Origin of the sequence: Pseudomonas rustica, from assembly GCF_049959085.1 — a bacterium.
Classification (GTDB): domain Bacteria; phylum Pseudomonadota; class Gammaproteobacteria; order Pseudomonadales; family Pseudomonadaceae; genus Aquipseudomonas; species Aquipseudomonas rustica.
Genome location: NZ_CP188200.1, coordinates 5,493,124 through 5,512,500, shown reverse-complemented (window position 1 = coordinate 5,512,500; position 19,377 = coordinate 5,493,124). Strand labels below are relative to the sequence as shown.

Below are 19,377 nucleotides of genomic sequence, written 5' to 3'. Positions count from 1 at the left end.
ATCGCTCAACGGATAAAAGGTACTCCGGGGATAACAGGCTGATACCGCCCAAGAGTTCATATCGACGGCGGTGTTTGGCACCTCGATGTCGGCTCATCACATCCTGGGGCTGAAGCCGGTCCCAAGGGTATGGCTGTTCGCCATTTAAAGTGGTACGCGAGCTGGGTTTAGAACGTCGTGAGACAGTTCGGTCCCTATCTGCCGTGGACGTTTGAGATTTGAGAGGGGCTGCTCCTAGTACGAGAGGACCGGAGTGGACGAACCTCTGGTGTTCCGGTTGTCACGCCAGTGGCATTGCCGGGTAGCTATGTTCGGAATAGATAACCGCTGAAAGCATCTAAGCGGGAAACTAGCCTCAAGATGAGATCTCACTGGAACCTTGAGTTCCCTGAAGGGCCGTCGAAGACTACGACGTTGATAGGTTGGGTGTGTAAGCGCTGTGAGGCGTTGAGCTAACCAATACTAATTGCCCGTGAGGCTTGACCATATAACACCCAAGCAATTTGCTTGCTTCGAAGCTGAAAAGCGAAAGAGCACCAGATTGCGGTGTGTGAAGACGAAACGAACCGAAAGTTCGATGTTCACAAACACCGAAAGCTGTCACATACCCAATTTGCTGAAGCGAGGCCACCTGGTCACGACTCAGTACCCGAATTTCTTGACGACCATAGAGCGTTGGAACCACCTGATCCCATCCCGAACTCAGCAGTGAAACGATGCATCGCCGATGGTAGTGTGGGGTTTCCCCATGTGAGAGTAGGTCATCGTCAAGATTAAATTCCGAAACCCCAATTGCGAAAGCAGTTGGGGTTTTGTTTTAGTAGAAGTATCTGTTTTTGCTGGCTTGTTACCGTGTTGACGGGCCAGATAAAGAATTTCTTGACGACCATAGAGCGTTGGAACCACCTGATCCCATCCCGAACTCAGTAGTGAAACGATGCATCGCCGATGGTAGTGTGGGGTTTCCCCATGTGAGAGTAGGTCATCGTCAAGATTAAATTCCGAAACCCCTGTCTGCTAACGCAGACAGGGGTTTTGTCATTTCAGGGTCTGCACAATCCAATGATCAAACCGCTTTACGTGCCTTGCTGATACGTCGAGCCTGCCATTTGCGCCACCAGATGTAGACGCCAGTCCCTGACAACCCCGCAATCAAAACACCTAACACCGCGATCATTACTTGCCCCGTCACACCAATGATCCGTCCACCGTGTATCGGTAACTGCAACCGGTAAAACTGTTCACCTAACGTCCCCTGTCCCGCGATCTCCTGCCCTAACAATCGTCCATCGGTACCGTGAAAGAACAGCCAGGACTTCCCATGTGCTTCAGTGTCATGCTGCCCGAATCCTGCGCCGTAGAAGTTGTACTCAAAGCTGTAATACAACTCCCCGATTTCTGCTGTCAGCCCTAACCTTTTCCCCTCTTCCAATGCCCTCTCGTACGCCTGTTGATAACTCAATCGAGTCACCCCCAACTCTGAGGAAGGCATTCGTCCTCGCGCCTCGTAGACGCTCGGCTCAATCGGTGAAAACAGCGACACCGCAGGCTTGAACACCTGACTCGGCAAGTTCATGGCCACGCTACTCACCGCGATCGGCAGCAACAACAGCCACAGCCATAATCCACCCGCGCGATGCAGATCGAAGTTGAGCCGATAGGCATGCCCGCCCTTGACCTTCCAGGCCGTCGACCACTTCTTCCAGAACGGCTTGCCACGCGGCAACGTCAGCGACAGCGCCACAAAGCAATCGATGACCCACGCGATTGCCACCAAGCCCATCAACCACAGTCCCCAGTTCCCCGGTAGCGTCAGGTTGTAGTGGAATTCGAGAATGAACGGGACGAAATTCTCCCGTTGAAAACAGCACTCGCCCCAATAACGCTGACCCTTTTGTTCAGCATTCACCGGATCCAGATAGAACACCTGATTGCGCTCATCGAACGGCTTGCCCGTCGCCGGATCGTTACGTGGCACCGCCGCCAATAGCGCGGTATGCCCGGCCTCATGCGGATACACCATGTACCAGACCTGCAGCTTCGGATGCGCAGACTGCACCGCATCAACCAGCTCACCCGGCGGCAATCGCGAACCCTCGGCAGACGCCGAATAAAACTGCGGGTTCAACCACTCATCCAGCTCATGGTTGAACGCCAGAATGCTTCCGGTAATCCCGGCCAGCAGCAGGAACACTGCCGTGGCCAAACCGATATAGCGATGCAACAAAACCAGAAACGCACGCATGAAAATTTTCCCCACTGAAACGACAAAGCCAGCCCCTGAACTTCAGGGGCTGGCTTTTTTATGCACGAGACAAATGACTTAGAACTGGTAGCTGACCGTCGCCGCGACGTTACGCTCTTCGCCCATGTAGCAGAAGTTCAGACTGGCGCAGGAAGCGACGTAGGACTCGTTGGTCAGATTGTTCGCGTTCAGGCGTACGTCGACGCCCTTCAAGCCAACCTTGCCCAAGTCATAACCGATCGAGGCGTCGAAGAGTGTGTAGGACGGCACCTTCAAGGTGTTTTCCGCATCCGCCCAGCTGTAACCGACATAACGCACGCCACCGCCAAGGCGCAGGCCATCGAGCGCTGCGCTGTCGAACTTGTAGTCAGCCCACAACGACGCCATGTGTCGCGGCGCCTGCGTTGGCGAGTTGCCTTTGTTCTCGATCACATCGGTCGGCGTGCTTAAGGTGCTGACCATCGACTTCGAATATTCGATGTCGGTGAAGGTGTAGCTGCCGAGCACTTTCAAGTTGTCGGTCAGTTGCATGTGCGCTTCCAGCTCCAGACCTTGCGAGCGGACAGCGCCTACAGCGCGGTAGAAGTTTTCCTGCGGCAGTTTGGTCGCCAGGTTCTCCTGGTCGATGCGGAACAGCGACGCGGTGAACAGATTGTCAGTGCCCGACGGTTGGTACTTCAAACCGACTTCCCACTGCGTGCCATCGGTAGGCGCCAACGGATTGCCGGCGCTGTCGGCATAGGAGTTCGGGTTGAACGATTCCGAGTAGCTGACGTAAGGCGCCAGACCGTTATCGAACAGGTACAACGCACCCGCGCGGCCGGTCAGTTTGGTGCGTCGGTCGTTGATCTCTGTACCTTCCGGACGCCCCGCTTCAGCGATGCGGTTCTCATCGGAAGTCTCGACCCAGTCCTGTCGCAGGCCCAGTGAGAAGCGCCATTTGTCCATCTCGATCAGGTCTTGCAGGTATACGCCGGTCTGCTCCAGACGCCGCAGATAGCTGGTCTCGCCGTACATATCGATCGCCGAGTTGCCGTACACCGGGTTGAACGCATTGATCGGCGCGAGTCCGCCGCTGGTCCAGTCGACCACAGTTTTACGCCGCTGGTAATCCGCACCCATCAACACGGTGTGCTTGGTCGCGCCGGTGAAAAATTCGGCCTGAAGCATGTTGTCGACGATGAACGCATGCAGGCGCTCATCACCGCCGGTGTAGTAGCGGTTCAGCTCGTTGCTGGTCGGCGTCGTCCAGCCATAGGCGTAGACCTGATCCATGTTCACTTTGGAGTCGAGGTAGCGGAAGTTCTGTCGAGCGGTGAAGACATCATTGAAGCGATGTTCGAACTGATAACCGAACGACTGCTGATCACGCGAGTAACCGTCAATGCCCGGCTCGCCCTCGAAGAAGTGCGGCGAGATCCGATTGCCGTTGCGCTGATGGATCGTGCCGTCCGCCGGCACGCCGCCGTGGTAGCCGCCATCCGGATCGTGTTGCAGATACGCCTGCAAGGTCAGCGACGTGTCTTCATTGAAATCGATGCTGACGGTTGGCGACAGTGCGAAGCGTTTTTCCTTGTTGTGGTCGAATTGCGTGTCGGACTGATCCGTTAACCCGATCAGACGATAGGCAATGCGCTTGTCGTCATCGACCGGGCCGCTGAAGTCAAAACCGACCCCGCGCTGACCTTGCGTACCGACGGTGGCTTGCACCTGATGGTAAGCCTCGTAAAGCGGCTTTTTACTGGTCAGAGCCACCAGACCACCCGGCGAACTGCGGCCGTACAGAACCGACGACGGCCCCTTGAGAATGTCCACGCGTTCCAGGAAATACGGGTCGACCTGCATGGTGCTGTAAGTGCCGCTGTCGCCCATCGACTTGAGGCCGTCGAGGTAAATGTTATCCACCGAGCCGTCGTTGAAGCCGCGCATCGCCACGTAGTCATAACGATGGGTCGCGCCATACGGATTGGTCAGCACACCCGGGGTGTAGCGCATGGTTTGCGAGACGGTTTGCGAACCTTGGTCGTCCATTTGCTCGCGAGTGACTACCGACACACTCTGCGAAGTTTCCAGCAGCGCGGTACTGGTTTTGGTGGCGATCTGGCTGTGTGTGGCGTTGTAGCCGTCCATGCTGCCTAGCGCGTTGCCGAGGGCGAAGCCTTTGATGTCGGTGGTCGGCAGGGCCAGCGCTTCGGTTTCGGCGATCGGGCGCAGGACGTAGCTGCTGCCATCCTGACTGACCGCTTCCAGACCGGATCCGCCAAGCAAATGGCTCAGCGCCTGATCGGTCGAATATTCACCCTGTACACCCGGCGATTGCCGGCCCTGAGTTTGCTGCGGCGTCATCGACAAGGTGATGCCGGCCTGACGTGCGAACTGATTCAGCGCTTCGCCCAACGACCCGGCAGCGATGTTGAAGCGCTGGCCGACTTCACTGTTAACGGTGTCGGCCGCCACGCTGACGCTTGGCAGCACAGCGACGCCCAACGCAGTGGAAAACAGCGCCGCCCGAACGGCGTGGCGCAACAGGCCCGATTCGCAGGTGAAATTCAGAGGGTTCTTACAGGTGGCGCGGACAGTCATTGTAGGTTTCCGTAGGAAGTCGCAAACGCTTGAATTGAAGTGCTTACTGACTAAGCCGGACTTGCCGCAAAAACCCGCCAAAATAATTTCAGACCACACGTTCCAGGGTCACCCACCAGCGTGTGCGATAGCGCAACTGCACCGGCAAGGTCTGCGGCAGGATGGCCAGCAACTTGTCGGTGTCTTCGAGGCGGAACACGCCGGACAGGCGCAAATCGGAAACCTCTGACGCGCAATTCAGAAAACCCTGACGATAGCGGCCGACTTCCTTGAGGAAATCGCCCAGACGCATGTTGCGGGTAACGATCAAGCCGTCGACCCACGCGCCCGCATCCATATCCAGCGCCGGTGCCGGACGCACTTGATAGGGATCGATCAGATAACTCTGTCCGGCCAGCGCTTCGATAACAGTCCCGGCAGAATGAATGGCCACCTGCCCGTGGGTGACGCTCAGCCGCGTGCAATCGCTGTCCTGACGCAGGATGAACCGCGCATTCTGCGGCTCGTAGGATCCGTGACGACTTTGCACGCGCAGTGGTCGCTCGAAGTCGGCGCCTTCATCGGCACCACCACAGGTGACGATGATTTCGCCACGCGTCAGTTTGATCAGCCGTTGTTGCGCGGTGTAATCCAGATCCACCGCGCTGGCGGTATTGAGTTCGATCCGCGTGCCGTCCGGTAACTGGAAACCACGCCGCTCGCCGGTCGCCGTGGCGTAATCGGCGCTCCATTGCTGCCACGCGGCCGTGTCTTTGGCCAGCCATGCGGCGGAGCCCATCAACACTGCGCCAGACAACAGCTTCAACGCCTGCCGACGATTTAGTCCCTGCGCGCTGTTCTCCAAGGTATTGAATGCCACTTGTGCGCCCGGCACCGCGCGCAGGTTGTTGCTCAACTCGGCGTGCAGCGACTGCACGCGTTGCCAGGCCAATTCATGCTCATGATGCTCGGCGCGCCACTGTTCGCACTGGCGATTCAGGCGCGCATTGCCATGGTTATTACGCAGACGCAGCAGCCAGTGAATGGCTTGCTTCACTGCTTTTTGCGGAGGTTCGGCGCGACGGCCGAGGGACAAGTTATCCACAGCCATCAGCTTTCGTACCGCAGCACGTAGCAGTGATACAGCGCATCGGCGACGTAGCGTTCCACCGAGCGCAGCGACAAACCCATCTGCTCGGCGATTTGCTTGTGGGTTAAACCTTCGCACTGCGCCAAGAGAAATGCCTGACGCACTTTCGGCTTCAGTCCTTCAAGCATGCGCGCGATGCTTTCGAGCAATTCGATCACCAGCGCACGGGCTTCGGCACTCGGCGTTTCGGCTTCGGGCAGATGGGCGATGGTTTCCAGGTAGGCGCGTTCGATTTCCTCGCGGCGCCAGTGGTCGATTACCAGACCACGGGCGATGGTGCGCAAAAAGGCGCGGGGCGCTTTCAGTTCTAGGCGTTCGGTGCGTTGCAGCAGACGCACGAAGGTGTCCTGCGCCAGATCCGCCGCATCCGCTGCGTTGCCCAGCCGTGCGCGCAGCCAAGCGTTGAGCCAGCCGTGATGACTACTGTAAAGCGCCTGAACGGCGAACTCGGGTGAGGACATGAACGCGGCTGCCAAAACGTCACAAATGATAATTAGTCGCATTGTTATCAAGGGTTACAGGTTTTGCAACCGCCGCTCGAACATCCGTCCAAAAAATTTTGCTGCGCAGGCTCTAGCACGCCGTTCGGCGGGAATCCGAGGCAAAAGCCGTCCATTTCCCACGCAACCCTAAGATTTCTCCTTCACGTGCCGACAGACTGGTGAGACATGCGTGCACCAAAGTAGAGCGACCGGCAGAACGTTGCCTACCCGTCACTGGAAATCAGAGCGGCTGACCCTCAGCGCTGCTGAACATCGGAGCTACATGGAATGTTGCATCTGGAACGCATCCCCACCTTCGGCATAAGAAGTCCCATGAAATGAATCTCAAGTTCAGCCATAAAATTTTGTTGGCCGCCTCGGGCGTCGTGGTCCTGGCTTTCGCGTTATTCACCCTCTACAACGATTATCTGCAGCGAAACACCATTCGCCAGAACCTCCAATCCTCCGTACAGCAGGCCGGCGATCTGACCGCCAGCAGCGTGCAGAACTGGATGAGCGGGCGGATTCTGGTGCTGGAAAATCTTGCGCAGAATGTCGCCCATCAAGGCAAAGACGCCGACTTCCCGGGTCTGGTCGACCAACCGGCCTTCACCCAGAACTTCCAGTTCACCTACGTCGGTCAGGCCAACGGTGTCTTCACCCAGCGCCCTGACGCGAAGATGCCGGACGGTTACGATCCGCGTCAGCGCCCTTGGTACAAACAAGCGGTCGCCGCCGATAAAACCATGCTCACCCCGCCGTACATGGCTGCTGTCGGTGGCCTGGTGGTGACCATCGCCATGCCGGTGAAACACAACGGCGAATTGCTCGGTGTGGTCGGCGGTGACTTGAGCCTGGAAACCCTGGTGAAGATCATCAACTCGGTGGACTTCGGTGGCCTCGGCCATGCGTTTCTGGTCAGCGCTGACGGTCAGGTGATCGTCAGCCCGGACAAAGATCAGGTGATGAAAAACCTCAAGGACATCTACCCGAACAGCAATGTGCGCATCGAAAAGGGCAACCAGAATGTGCTGCTCAACGGCGAGGAACGCATTCTGTCGTTCACCCCGGTCAGCGACTTGCCGAATGCGCAGTGGTACATCGGTCTGTCGATCGATCGCGACAAAGCCTACGCCGCACTCAGCCAATTCCGCACCTCGGCGCTGATCGCGATGTTCGTTGCCGTGGGCGCGATTGCCTTGCTGCTGAGCCTGTTGATCAATGTGTTGATGCGTCCGCTGACCACCATGGGCCGTGCGATGCAGGACATTGCGCAGGGCGAGGGTGATTTGACCCGCCGTCTGGTCGTTGAAAGCAAAGACGAATTCGGTGAGTTGGGCAGCGCATTCAACCAGTTCGTTGAGCGGATCCACGCGTCGATTTCCGAAGTGTCCTCGGCGACCCGCCAAGTGCATGACTTATCGCAACGAGTGATGGCGTCGTCCAACGCCTCGATCGTCGGTTCCGACGAACAAAGTGCGCGCACCAACAGCGTCGCGGCGGCGATCAACGAATTGGGCGCCGCCACGCAGGAAATCGCGCGCAATGCCGCCGATGCTTCGCAGCACGCCAGCGGCGCGAGCGAGCAGGCCGACGATGGTCGTCAGGTGGTGGAACAAACCATTCTGGCGATGACCGAGTTGTCGCAGAAAATCAGCCTGTCGTGCACGCAGATCGAAACCCTGAATGCGAGTACCGACAACATCGGCCACATCCTCGATGTGATCAAAGGCATCTCGCAGCAGACCAACCTGTTGGCGCTGAACGCGGCGATTGAGGCGGCGCGTGCCGGTGAGGCCGGGCGTGGTTTTGCCGTGGTCGCGGATGAGGTGCGTAACCTTGCCCATCGCACCCAGGAATCGGCGGAAGAGATCCACAAAATGATCACTTCCTTGCAAGTCGGTTCGCGTGAAGCGGTGAGTACGATGAACGCCAGTCAGGCATCCAGCGAGCAAAGCGTGGAAGTGGCCAATCAGGCCGGTTTGCGTCTTGTCAGCGTGACCCAGCGCATCGGTGAAATCGACGGCATGAATCAGTCGGTGGCAGCGGCGACGGAAGAGCAGACGGCGGTGGTGGAAACCCTCAATGTCGACGTTAACCAGATCAACATGCTGAACCAGCAGAGCGTGGCCAACCTCAATGAAACGTTGAAGGATTGCGATGCGTTGTCGCAGCAGGCGAATCGGTTGAAGCAGTTGGTCGACAGTTTCAAAATCTGACCGCGTTATCGTTCTTCGCGAGCAGGCTCGCTCCCACAGGTTGACCGTATTCCTGCAGTAGAAATGCAATCAAAATGTGGGAGCGAGCCTGCTCGCGAAAGCGGTGTGACATTCACCGCCAAACAATGGCCTTAAACAAACAGCCTCAAAACATTCCCCATCGCATCATCGGCAAACCCCTGCACAAAATCCTTGAACCCCGGCAGCGCCTCTTCGCCACCGCCGGCAGGCTCGGCAATGATCGTCCATGTCGCGCGGGATTTGCCCGTGCCCAGCGCTTCCACATTCATCGCCGCCCACAGATTCGCCACGCCCAGCGTGTTGTAAATCGTCGTCCAGGTCATGCTCAGCGCCTGGTCGTCGCGGGAGTTGAGTTGCTCGACCACCACGTTGCCATCCTTGAAAAATTTCTTGCGCAGCGAGGACACGCCCTCGCCGGTCATTTCGATGTGCGACAGCGCCGGAATGAAGCGGTCGAAACCGCCGAAATTGCCGACCACCGCCCAGACCTGCGCCGCGTCGACCGGCACTTCCACCGATGAAACAACGTGGCAGCCATGGGGGTTTTTGATCAGGGTGTCGGGTTGCAGAGTGCTCATGGTGTTGCTCCTTTGTTGGATCAGATGAAGTTGATTTCTTTCAGGTAAGCGCAGCCGCGACGCAGCAGCGCCGGGGATTTCTGTGGGTAGTGCGCGCCCATTTGCTGGACGCCGGCTTCAGCGTTGGCGTGGCCGATCAGGGAGATGTCGCCGATGTCTTCTTCAAAGCCGTTGAGGTAGAAACCGAGCACGCCGAACAGCGCGTTATCGGCGTCGACGCGGCCGAGTTGCTGCTGCCAGTCGGCGACGCTGACCAGCGAGAATTCGCTGCCGGTTTCGCGGAACGAAGCAACGTAGGCATCCCAGCTCAGCGGCTCTGGGTTATGCAGGTTGAACACCGCGTGATCGGGCGAATAACGGCTGGCATGGAAAGCGATAAACCGCGCGAGAAAATCCACCGGCATCAGGTCGAAATTCAACGCGAAGGCCGGCACCTGGCCGAGCTGAATCGAACCTTTGAGCATCAGCATCAAACGGTTTTTGTGCGGCTGACACACGCCGCTCAGGCTGTTGAAACTGATGTTGCCGGGTCGATACAGATTGACCCGTACGCCGCGTTCCCGCGCGCGTTCGAGGATGCGTTCGCCGACCCACTTCGACAGGTTGTAGCCGTTGCGAATGTAGATCGGTGGCGTCAGTGCTGCGGGCAATTCCAGCACCTGGCCGGCGGCGTCGACGGTGCTGGACGCCGACAGCGTCGAGACAAAATTGAAGACCTTTTTGCTCTGCCCTTCGCACAGATGCAGCAGGGCGAAAATCGGCTCGACGTTGTCCGCCGCCAGTGACTCGTAGTCGAGCACGTGATTGACGTTGGCGGCGTTGTGCACCAACGCGCCGAACTCGCGATCGAGACGCTGATAATCGTCGTCGGCCAAGCCCAATTGCGGGCGAGTGATATCTGCCGCGTAAACCCGCACCCGACTCAGATCCAGATGCTCCAGACGGTTTTCGCGCAGTGACTGCGCAAAGCGCTGCGCCGCCGTTTGCCCGCAGCCGTCACGCACCAGACACGCGACCTCGCTGGCGCCCCAACCGAGCAGCGCTTCGACGATGTGCACACCGACAAAACTGTTGGCGCCAGTGACGATGACCTTGTGCACATCGCCCATGCGGCTGATCGGCAGCGGCTCGATTTCCAGCGTGCGCTCGGCGTCGGCCATGGCTTGGGCGCTGAGCACGGCGCTGTCATCGGTGCCGCGCACCAGCGTCGCGAGTTTGATGATGGTCGGCAGTTCGATGAAGCGATTGATCGAGATGCTGCGACCGAACTCCTCACGCAAGCGCAGCAACATCCGCGACAACAGAATCGAATGGCCGCCGAGATTGAAAAAGCTTTCGTCGGTGGAGATATCGCTAACAGGCAGCTCCAACAACTCGGCCCAGATCTCCAGCAACAACGCTTCATCAGCATTCGCCGGCAGACATTTCGGGCCGTTGTCCTGCACGCTCACCGGCAATTCCAGCAGCGCTTTGCGGTCGACTTTGCCGTTGCTGGCGAACGGCATGCTCGGCAGTTCAGTCCACGCCACCGGTTGCATGTAGTCCGGTAAAAACTGCTGGGCGTGGGCCTTCAGTGCATCGCGGGAATCGTCGGATTGTGGCTGGGCGAGGAACGCCAGAATCCGCCGCTGCGGATCAATCACCACGGCTATTTGTCGGAACAGCTGGCTTTCGCGCAGGCAGCGTTCGATCTCTTCCGGCTCGACCCGGAAACCACGAATCTTCACCTGATTATCGCGGCGTCCGCACAGCTCAATGCCGTGCTCGCCCCACTTGGCCATGTCGCCGCTGCGGTAAGCGCGCAGGGTTTCGCCATCGGGCAATTGCAGGTTCAGATAACGCTCGGCAGTCTGCTGCTGATTGTTCAGATAGCCGAGGCAAACGCCGGGGCCGACGATGAACAACTCGCCGACGGTGTGCTCGGGCACCGGTTGCAGATCGTCATCGAGAATCAGCACTTGGCTGTTGGCAATCGGCGCGCCGAGGCTGCGGTTGCTGTCGCCGGGTGTGAGTTGTCGCGCAGTGATCAACACCGTGGCTTCGGTCGGGCCGTAGAGGTTGTGCAGCGTGCCTTGGCGGGTCAGTTGTTCAATGACGAACGGCTCGCAGACATCGCCGCCGGTCATCACTTGCACGCCTTCCAATTGTTCCAGCGGCAGGATGCTCAGCAGCGCGGGTGGCAGGAAGGCGTGGGTCAGATGCCGGCGACGGATCAGCGCGACCAGTTGCAGCGGATCACGGCGTTGCGTGTCGTCCGGCACCACCAGTTCGGCGCCTGTGAGCAGGGTTGGGAAGATGTCGATCAGCGACGAATCGAAGCTCAGCGAAGAGAACTGCAACACCCGACTCTCGGCGTGCAATTGCACGTAGTCGGCGTACCACGCGGTGAAGTGCGCGAGGTTGTGCTGACTGAGCAGAACGCCTTTCGGATGCCCGGTGGTGCCCGAGGTGTAGAGCGCCATGCAGGGCGCATCGAGTGCGGGGCGCTGGCGCATCAACGCCTGGCTGAGATCTGCTTGGGCGCTGTCGATGCGACTGACGTCCAGCCCTGCCATGGTTGCGCTGAGCGGATGCTCGCCGTCATGCAGCAACAGCAGCGCGCCGGCGTTGTGCAGGATGTATTGCTGGCGCTGCAGCGGATGGCTCGGCTCCAGCGGCAGATACACCGCACCGCTGCCGAGAATCGCCAGAATCGAAGCGAACAGCGCCGGGCTTTTCGGCAGGCAGATACCAACCACCCACGGCTGTGGATGCTGCTCAAGAATCGGCAGCAAACGCTGTTGAATTGCGCGGCTGTGGGCGTGCAATTGGCGGTAGCTGATGGAGCGTTCGCCGAGGTGCAGCGCCGGACGTTCGGCATGCTCAATCAGGCTCTGTTGCAGCCGCTCGATCAGCGGAATTTGCGCCTGTTTCAGCAGCGCCGTTTTCGCCGTGTGGTTGAGGCGATGGACGTAGGCCAGGCTGTCGAGAAACAGCAGGTTTTCCATCCGCTCGAAATCTGGCGCGGTCACCGTTGAAGCCTGCTGCAGATAATCCGCATCACGGGAGAAGCGGCTGACCAGCAACGCCACTTCGTCCACCACGTGTGTCAGCACCCGCTGGCGCAATACCTGGCCGTTGCCCGAAGGCTCGTCACCAATCGGCACACGGCTGATCAAAGACGAGCCGAGAAAGCACAGCAAATCGAGTGTCGGCAAACCCGCAGCGCTTTGCGCTCCAATACCTAAGCGCAGATGCAAATGCGGGATCGCGCAGAAATCACCGGCGCCGATGAAGCCATCGTCGATGATCAAATCCACCGTCGATTGTGCGGCGCCGCTGCGCGTCAATGCGTGACCGTGTTGTTCCAGTTCCTGCGCCAGGTCGGTCATGGCCTGGCTGGCGCCAATCAGCAAAATGTCGAGACGTTTCATGTCGGCCTCCTCAAACCAGGTAGTCGCGCAGGGCGAGTTGCACGCAAGGCGTGTCGAGCAGCGAACTGTTGTGGAAGAACTTGACGATGTTGCCCACCAGCGGATGGTGGCGATTGATCGGGAAGGCCAGCCCGGCGATTTCGTCCTTGAGTGATCGCTTTGTGATCTGGCTGACCGGCAGGGCATCGATCAGGCGCAGATCAAAGGATTTCTGGATGTCGTTGGTCAGGTAATGGCCGATGAACACCGGCAGAATCTGCGCGATGGTTTCGCGATCAGCGTCGCTCGCGGTGTGCCAATAGATGCGCACCATCCGCGCCCAGAAACTCGAGTGGCGGCCCTCGTCGAGCAAGTGGTCGGCCATCAGGCCTTTGATCGACGGCTTGACCGTGTCGTCCCGGGCGAACGCGGCGACGTCGCCAGTCACGGTGTTTTCGGCGATGGCCACGCAGATCAATTCCACGGCGCTGCGCAGGTGTTCCGGGGCCAACGCGACGGCGGCGGGAATCGCTCGGCTGAGTTCGATTTCATCGGGCAACTGGATCGGTTCGATGCCGGTCATCGCCACCGTTTGCTGCATGAAATCCATCGCTACCAACGCGTGGTAATCCTCGTCGACCACCACGGTCATCGCGTCATATCGACAGGCGAACGGAAAGGCCACGGCGAAGCGATTCTTGGCGATGCTGCGCGCGGTCTTGTCGACGATTTCCGTCTCGAAAATCACTACATCGTTGATGAATTTGTACAAGGTCTGCACCAACGCAAAATCACGCTGCTGCGGGCACTCACGCAGGAAGGTTTCGCTGAGCACCAGCGGCTGGCGACTGAGCGGATAGATCAGACGCTCATCGTTTTCCAGCACGCGGCGCGGGCGGGTGCGGATGGTCGCGCGGCTTTCCCAAGTGTCGGCGAACGATTGATAGTCGGCGGCATTCATTGCGCCACCTCCGCCAACGGTTCGCGCATGCTCAGGCGCAGGCCGTCCCACAGGGCGATGCGGCTTTCGACAGCAGCGACGGCGCTGGCGTAGACCTCGGCTTCGCGCTGCGGATCGCCATCGACCAGTCGCTCCAGCAATTGTTCTGCGGCGGGGCCGTGGTCTTCGGAGTCGACTTCGATGTGCCGTTCCAGGTAGTAGCGGAAGGTCGGTGCTTGCTCGATGCCGATGCCCCAGTCGTCGAGGATGCGCTGGAACATGGTCGGGATCACGCTTTCGCGACCGTGCAAAAACGCGGCGGCAACGCTGTGCCCCGGCGCATTCAGCGCGGTGTGCAGGGTGTCGCGGACAAACTGCGCGGCGGCCGGATCGGCCTCGACACTTTGCAGCGCGACGTCGTAGCTCACGCCTTCCTGTTGCAGCGCGACGAAGCGCTCCACTGCCGTGGTACTCGCGCCGATTTCGCGCATTGCATCCAGGTACAACTCGAAATGGCTGTAGTGACCGTGGGCCAGACGGTCGTCGGACTCTTCGCCGAGGACAATTTCGTTGATCAGCCGTGCCGCGCGAGGATCACGCGGCGGTAGCCACGGCAAACGCGTGCAGGTCAGTTCCTGCTGCAGGCGTTTGGTCAGCGACATGAAATCCCACACGGCAAACACGTGGGTTTCCATAAAGCGGCGCAAGACCGATAACGAGGTAATCTCGGAAAAGATCGGGTGAATGCTAAGTTCGGCTTTCTTCAGGGCGAGTTGGTGCTTAGTGGGCATCATGATGTCCTTTATCATTGATTATGGAATGGCACTTTTGTTTCAACTGCGCAATCAGTGGAGCGAAGGCTTACATGTGACTTGTCGACGGGCGACAAAGACTTCCAGACGGAAGTTGTTGTACTGAATGTACTGGCGATTAAAGCCTGTGGCCTGCTGGAGGGCCGCTGTCGTCATGGGTGTGGCATATAGCTTGTGCCGAAGTTTGCAGCGAAGTTCAAACTCGGCGAGAGAAAAGTAATACACGGCAAAAGCATTTAACAAGTGTAATTTTAATTATTTTAAGTTGGGTGTTTTTCAAATATGAGCGCCCCCGATAAAACTTGCGGGTTAAGTTTTATTTGGGCGTAGTTACTCCTTTCAGCCAATAACGGCCAAAATTGATCGACAAGAGTGAATGCCTCACTCGAAGCAACTTTCTAATGAAAAAGATTGGTGTGGTTTGAGGGATGAAAGTTGGCCGGAAACGGCGCCATGACTTTCCTTTTCCCGTGACAAGGCTCCTTCCGTAGGTTCCTGTTGCGGGGGCTGCACCACCAGGCGATGCGCCTCCGTTCTTTATTGGGATTGGCCGTTCAAGAGTGCGGGTAAATGGCCGCGACGGCTATTACCGTTTGGTTATTGCCACGGTGGCAATTTCGTTCGCACAGGCGCAGGGAGGTTAGAGCGAAGACGCCGATCCGCCACAGTGTTTGTGCGCGCCGGTTGAGGGGATTTGTAAGCGGGTTATTCGCCGGGCGGACGCGATGATCCGCGTCCGGCGTGAAGGCTTTAGCGCAGGGCTTTGCGGTTTTGCGCGGCAGGACTGGCGAGATAGCGGGTGATCACCTCGACCCCACGGTTGAGGTGCTGCTCAAGTAGCATCACCGAGCGTTCAACGTCGCGCTCGATCGCGGCTTGCAGCAGGGCACGGTGGTCGTCCTGGGAAATCTTGCCCAGGCCCATGGCTTCAAGGTTGAAACGCAGAAAGCGTTCTTCTTCATTGAGACCGTCCTCGACCAGACGCAGCAGGCGCTTGTTCGGCGCCTTAGCGTACAGCGCCATGTGGAACAGGCGATTGAGCCGACCGATTTCGGTGTAGTCGTGTTGGGTTTCGAGTTCGCGGATGTAGCCGGCGGCGAGCTCGTGATCGGCCGTCGTCAGCAACGGGATTGACTGCCGCAGCGCCTCGCCCTCAAGCAGAATGCGCAATTCGTAGGTTTCTGTGGCGTCGCCCTGAATCAGCGCGGCGACCACCGCGCCTTTGTGCGTGGTCACGCTCAGCAGTTCTTGCGCTTCGAGCTGGCGCAACGCTTCGCGCACCGGCATGCGGCTGACCCCGAACAAATCGGCCAAATCCTGCTGGCGCAGGGCGGTGCCGCACGGCAGGCGACCATCGAGAATGGCTGCGCGCAGGGTTTCTTCGATGATCGAGCGGGCCAGGTGTGCAGGAATCGGCCCATCGACTTTAATGCTGTGTAGCGGCTTGGGCTTCTGTGTCACGACTACGCACCCTGTAGGTCGGCTGAATTTGGATCCAAATGACACTAGTGATTGCCCTACAAGTTGTCAAACCGTGTAGAGGAATACTTACCAAACAGTTTAGCGCGATGCCGATGATCTCATCGTGCCATTGTCTTTTAACGGGCTAAGCTTCACCATCAAACGCTTTCCTTCCTGCCCCCCGGAAACCTGCTGTGGCGGTACGTTTCGCGATCCCTCGGACTCTGCGCTGGCTAGGCTGCGCACTGCTGCTGGCCAGTCTTATGCTGGGCGGTCTGCATGCCGATTGGGATTTTTCCGCGATCAGCCGCAAAGCCACCGCCCTGTACGGGCCGCTCGGTGCCGGGCAGCAGCGCATCGATGCCTGGCAGAATCTGTTGGCGACGCAGCAACAGGCCAGCGAAACGGACAAGCTGAAAGTGGTGAACCTGTTTTTCAACAAGCAGGTGCGCTACGTCGAAGACATCGACCTGTGGCACGAGGTCGATTACTGGGAAACGCCGATCGAGGCGCTGTGGAAGGGCGCTGGCGACTGCGAAGACTATGCGATCGCCAAGTATTTCAGCCTGCGCCATCTTGGCGTCTCCAGTGACAAGCTGCGCATCACTTACGTCAAGGCACTGCGCCAGAATCGCGCGCATATGGTGCTGACGTACTATTCCACTCCCGACGCCATGCCGCTGGTACTCGACAGTCTGATCGACCAGATTCAACCGGCGTCGCAGCGAACCGATTTGCTGCCGGTCTACTCTTTCAATGCGGAAGGGTTGTATTTGCCGGGCGCCAAGGGCAACAAGAAGGTCGGTGATACCAAACGCCTGTCACGCTGGCAGGATGTGTTGAAGAAAATGCAGGCCGAAGGTTTTCCGGTCGAGACGACTAACTAGGAGCACGCGCTCAGATGTCTTTGTTCAAACAGCTGTTGATCGCTATCTGTCTGTTCCTGGTGGTCGCCTTCACCGGCAGCTTCATGGTCAGTCTGGAAAGCTCGCGTACCCAGTACGTCAACCAGTTGCGCTCGCACGCCCAGGACGCCGCGACGGCGCTGGCCTTGTCGCTGACGCCGAACATCGACGACCCGGCGATGGTCGAGTTGCTGGTCAGTTCGATTTTCGACAGCGGCTATTACGCGAGCATTCGTGTGGTTGATGTGAAAACCGACAAAACCATGGTTGAGCGCAGCGGCAGCCCGGCGGTCACCAACGTGCCGGACTGGTTCGTCAAATTGATCGGCCTGGAGCCGGCCGGTGGCGATGCGCTGGTCAGCCGTGGCTGGGAGCAGGCGGCGCGGGTCGAGGTGGTCAGCCACCCGATGTTCGCTGTGGCCAAGCTGTGGCAGAGCGCGTTGGGCAGCCTTGGCTGGCTGCTGGTCTGTGGCGCGGTGAGTGCGGTGCTTGGCGCGCTGCTGTTGCGCCGGCAATTGAAACCGCTGGATTACATGGTCAAGCAATCCCACGCCATTGCCCGCCGCGAATTCCTCAGCCTGCCGGATTTGCCGCGCACACCGGAATTGCGCCGCGTGGTGCTGGCGATGAATCAGATGGTCGAAAAACTCAAGGCGCTGTTTCAGGAGCAGGCCGAGCGCAGTGAAAAGCTGCGTGCCGAGTCGTATCAGGACAACCTCACCGGGCTGGCCAACCGACGTTATTTCGAGATGCAGCTGAACAACCGCGTGAGCAATGCCGAGCAGGCCAGCTCCGGTTATCTGCTGCTGTTGCGGGTCAAGGATCTGGCCGGGCTCAACCAGCGTCTGGGCGGTCAGCGTACTGATGAATTGTTGAAAGCGGTGGGCGAGCAATTGTCCCGCGAGTGCGCCAAATACCCGGAAACCCAGAACCTCGTCACGCGTATTCGTGGCGGTGAATTCGCGGTGTTGGCGCCGGGCCTGGTGCGGGAAGAAGCGCTGCAACTGGCGCAGAATCTCGACACTGCGCTGAGCAGTTTGCACGCCACCGGCGCTACCGATGTTGAGGCCGTGGCATCGATTGGTCTGGCGCCGTTCGCTCACGGTGATTCGCCGCAATCGGTGTTGAGCCTTGGCGATCAGGCGTTGGCGCAAGCCGAAGGGCAGGGCGAGCAGAACTGGGCGTGCCTCGATCAGAGCCTGACCGCCGACGTTGGCGACGATCACCATGCCTGGCACCGCTTGCTCGATCAGGCGCTGACTCAGCAGCGTTTCGAGCTGTATTTCCAACCGGTGGTGGCGGCGCAAGACACGCAATTGGTGCTGCATTACAAAGTACTCTCGCGCTTGCTCGATGAGCACGGCCAGACCATTCCTGCCGGGCGTTTCCTGCCATGGCTGGAGCGCTTCGGCTGGACGGCGCGACTGGATCGCCTGATGCTTGAGCGCGTGCTGGAGCAGATGAAAGGGCATGAAGATTCGCTGGCGCTGAACTTGTCGTCAGCGACGCTGGCGGATCCGCAGGCGCTGAATAAAGTCTTTGAGATTCTGCGTACGCATTCCAATCTTGGCCCGCGTTTGACCCTGGAAATTGGCGAGGAACAGTTGCCGGATCAGGCTGTGCTGGAGCAGTTGACCCGTCGTCTGCGCGAGTTGGGCTTCTCGCTGAGCCTGCAGCGCTTTGGTGGGCGCTTCAGCATGATCGGCAACCTGGCGCGGCTTGGGTTGGCGTATCTGAAGATCGATGGCAGCTACATTCGGGCGATCGATCAGGAGAGCGACAAGCGTCTGTTTATCGAGGCGATCCAGCGCGCGGCGCACAGCATTGATTTGCCGCTGATTGCCGAGCGGGTCGAGACCGAAGGGGAATTGTCGGTGATTCGCGAGATGGGCTTGTATGGGGTTCAGGGGCAGTTGTTGGGTGAGCCGAAGCCTTGGGGGTGAGTCGTGAATTGCCCTCACCCTAGCCCTCTCCCAGAGGGAGAGGGGACTGATTGGGGGATTTTCGAGAACTACGCCGACTTGAACATCCTGCAGTGAATCCATAATCGCCAAGATTTTGCAGGTCGATGGATGACGCCAGACACCTCGGTCGGCCCCCTCTCCCTCCGGGAGAGGGCTGGGGTGAGGGTAGGCTTTTGATTCCAGAAAGGAATCAGATCAACCCGCTCTCATCTTCATCAATCAGCTGGCTCAACCCGCCCAACGCCTCACGTGCCTGGTTACGATCCAGCAGTTTGGCCTGTGCCGCTGGCGGCAGGTCGGTGACGCGGATCACGCCTTTGCTGGTCAGCACTTGAATCAGGTCGTCGAGTACCCGAATCATTTCAAAGTCGCTCTGCTTGAGCTGTTTGAGGCTGTTTTCCACCGCAGCGTTGGCGAACCACGCCTGGATTTCATGGTTGTCGGCCGGCAGCGTTTCCGTGGCTTCGGCGTAAGCCGCCGCTTCCACGCGCGTCAACACACCTTGCGCATCGCGTTGCACGTAAAACATTGAGCATCCCTCAGAAATGAACCAGCGTCATGCTGTCAGCAGCATAGCCAACTGCGCGCGAGTATGCGGTGCGGCGACGCAATCGTCACCGTGACGATTGGCGTAAACGTGACGGCC

Annotated in this window: 13 protein-coding genes, 3 rRNA genes and 1 pseudogene (1 of these 17 only partly in view); 7 read left to right on the top strand and 10 right to left on the bottom strand. The window is 58.8% G+C overall.

What is annotated here, in order from left to right; all coding sequences use genetic code 11:
* From ACP3TY_RS24970 to rrf (ACP3TY_RS24960), 3 genes are all read left to right on the top strand, one after another.
* Positions 1 to 487 (top strand): 23S ribosomal RNA (locus ACP3TY_RS24970); it begins 2,407 nt to the left of the window's first position.
* A gap of 170 nt (positions 488 to 657) precedes the next feature.
* Positions 658 to 773 (top strand): 5S ribosomal RNA (gene rrf, locus ACP3TY_RS24965).
* 105 nt (positions 774 to 878) lie between these two features.
* Positions 879 to 994, top strand: a 5S ribosomal RNA gene (rrf, locus tag ACP3TY_RS24960).
* 72 nt (positions 995 to 1,066) lie between these two features.
* Here the strand turns inward: rrf (ACP3TY_RS24960) and ACP3TY_RS24955 are convergent.
* The 4 genes from ACP3TY_RS24955 to ACP3TY_RS24940 all read right to left on the bottom strand — a co-directional run bounded on the left by ACP3TY_RS24955 (position 1,067) and on the right by ACP3TY_RS24940 (position 6,418).
* On the bottom strand, positions 1,067 to 2,245 hold the full coding sequence (locus ACP3TY_RS24955) for a PepSY-associated TM helix domain-containing protein (RefSeq protein WP_426618723.1): 1,179 nt from the start codon (positions 2,243 to 2,245) through the stop codon (positions 1,067 to 1,069).
* A gap of 78 nt (positions 2,246 to 2,323) precedes the next feature.
* Entirely contained in the window at positions 2,324 to 4,828 is a 2,505-nt protein-coding gene (locus tag ACP3TY_RS24950; RefSeq protein WP_426618722.1) for a TonB-dependent siderophore receptor, read from the bottom strand.
* An 88-nt stretch (positions 4,829 to 4,916) separates the two neighbouring features.
* Positions 4,917 to 5,918: a FecR domain-containing protein gene (locus tag ACP3TY_RS24945; RefSeq protein ID WP_426618721.1), complete on the bottom strand. Its 1,002-nt coding sequence runs from the start codon at positions 5,916 to 5,918 to the stop codon at positions 4,917 to 4,919.
* Positions 5,918 to 6,418, bottom strand: a complete 501-nt coding sequence (locus tag ACP3TY_RS24940; protein ID WP_026000801.1) for a sigma-70 family RNA polymerase sigma factor — start codon at positions 6,416 to 6,418, stop codon at positions 5,918 to 5,920. The genes ACP3TY_RS24945 and ACP3TY_RS24940 overlap by 1 nt, the downstream gene beginning before the upstream one ends.
* Positions 6,419 to 6,777: 359 nt before the next feature.
* On the opposite strand from ACP3TY_RS24940, the pseudogene ACP3TY_RS24935 reads away from it, so the two are divergent.
* Both ACP3TY_RS24935 and ACP3TY_RS24930 read left to right on the top strand, forming a co-directional pair.
* A pseudogene (locus ACP3TY_RS24935) lies at positions 6,778 to 7,803 on the top strand (HAMP domain-containing protein); the annotation flags it as partial.
* A 69-nt stretch (positions 7,804 to 7,872) separates the two neighbouring features.
* Positions 7,873 to 8,658, top strand: coding sequence for a methyl-accepting chemotaxis protein (locus ACP3TY_RS24930; protein WP_371262348.1), 786 nt, complete (start codon positions 7,873 to 7,875; stop codon positions 8,656 to 8,658).
* 131 nt (positions 8,659 to 8,789) lie between these two features.
* Here the strand turns inward: ACP3TY_RS24930 and ACP3TY_RS24925 are convergent, their stop codons facing one another.
* The 5 genes from ACP3TY_RS24925 to ACP3TY_RS24905 all read right to left on the bottom strand — a co-directional run bounded on the left by ACP3TY_RS24925 (position 8,790) and on the right by ACP3TY_RS24905 (position 15,862).
* Positions 8,790 to 9,257: an SRPBCC family protein gene (locus ACP3TY_RS24925; RefSeq protein ID WP_426618720.1), complete on the bottom strand. Its 468-nt coding sequence runs from the start codon at positions 9,255 to 9,257 to the stop codon at positions 8,790 to 8,792.
* A gap of 20 nt (positions 9,258 to 9,277) precedes the next feature.
* Positions 9,278 to 12,670 (bottom strand): amino acid adenylation domain-containing protein, encoded by a 3,393-nt coding sequence (locus tag ACP3TY_RS24920; protein ID WP_426618719.1) that lies wholly within the window; start codon positions 12,668 to 12,670, stop codon positions 9,278 to 9,280.
* A gap of 10 nt (positions 12,671 to 12,680) precedes the next feature.
* Positions 12,681 to 13,610 carry a diiron oxygenase gene (locus ACP3TY_RS24915; RefSeq protein WP_400751079.1) on the bottom strand — a complete coding sequence of 310 codons (930 nt, stop codon included), beginning with the start codon at positions 13,608 to 13,610 and terminating at the stop codon, positions 12,681 to 12,683.
* Entirely contained in the window at positions 13,607 to 14,383 is a 777-nt protein-coding gene (locus ACP3TY_RS24910) for a DUF3050 domain-containing protein (RefSeq protein WP_426618718.1), read from the bottom strand. The genes ACP3TY_RS24915 and ACP3TY_RS24910 overlap by 4 nt, the downstream gene beginning before the upstream one ends.
* Before the next feature lie 768 nt (positions 14,384 to 15,151).
* Positions 15,152 to 15,862, bottom strand: coding sequence for a GntR family transcriptional regulator (locus tag ACP3TY_RS24905; protein WP_282353738.1), 711 nt, complete (start codon positions 15,860 to 15,862; stop codon positions 15,152 to 15,154).
* Positions 15,863 to 16,056: 194 nt separating this feature from the next.
* Here ACP3TY_RS24905 and lapG point away from each other — a divergent pair, with 194 nt between their 5' ends.
* Together lapG and lapD are read left to right on the top strand one after the other, a co-directional pair.
* Positions 16,057 to 16,749: a cysteine protease LapG gene (gene lapG / locus ACP3TY_RS24900; protein WP_426618717.1), complete on the top strand. Its 693-nt coding sequence runs from the start codon at positions 16,057 to 16,059 to the stop codon at positions 16,747 to 16,749.
* A 14-nt stretch (positions 16,750 to 16,763) separates the two neighbouring features.
* Positions 16,764 to 18,710, top strand: a complete 1,947-nt coding sequence (gene lapD, locus ACP3TY_RS24895; protein WP_426618716.1) for a cyclic di-GMP receptor LapD — start codon at positions 16,764 to 16,766, stop codon at positions 18,708 to 18,710.
* A 211-nt stretch (positions 18,711 to 18,921) separates the two neighbouring features.
* On the opposite strand, the gene ACP3TY_RS24890 is transcribed toward lapD, so the two are convergent.
* Positions 18,922 to 19,260, bottom strand: a complete 339-nt coding sequence (locus ACP3TY_RS24890) for a hypothetical protein (protein ID WP_053116431.1) — start codon at positions 19,258 to 19,260, stop codon at positions 18,922 to 18,924.
* Between the last annotated feature and the right edge of the window lie 117 nt (positions 19,261 to 19,377).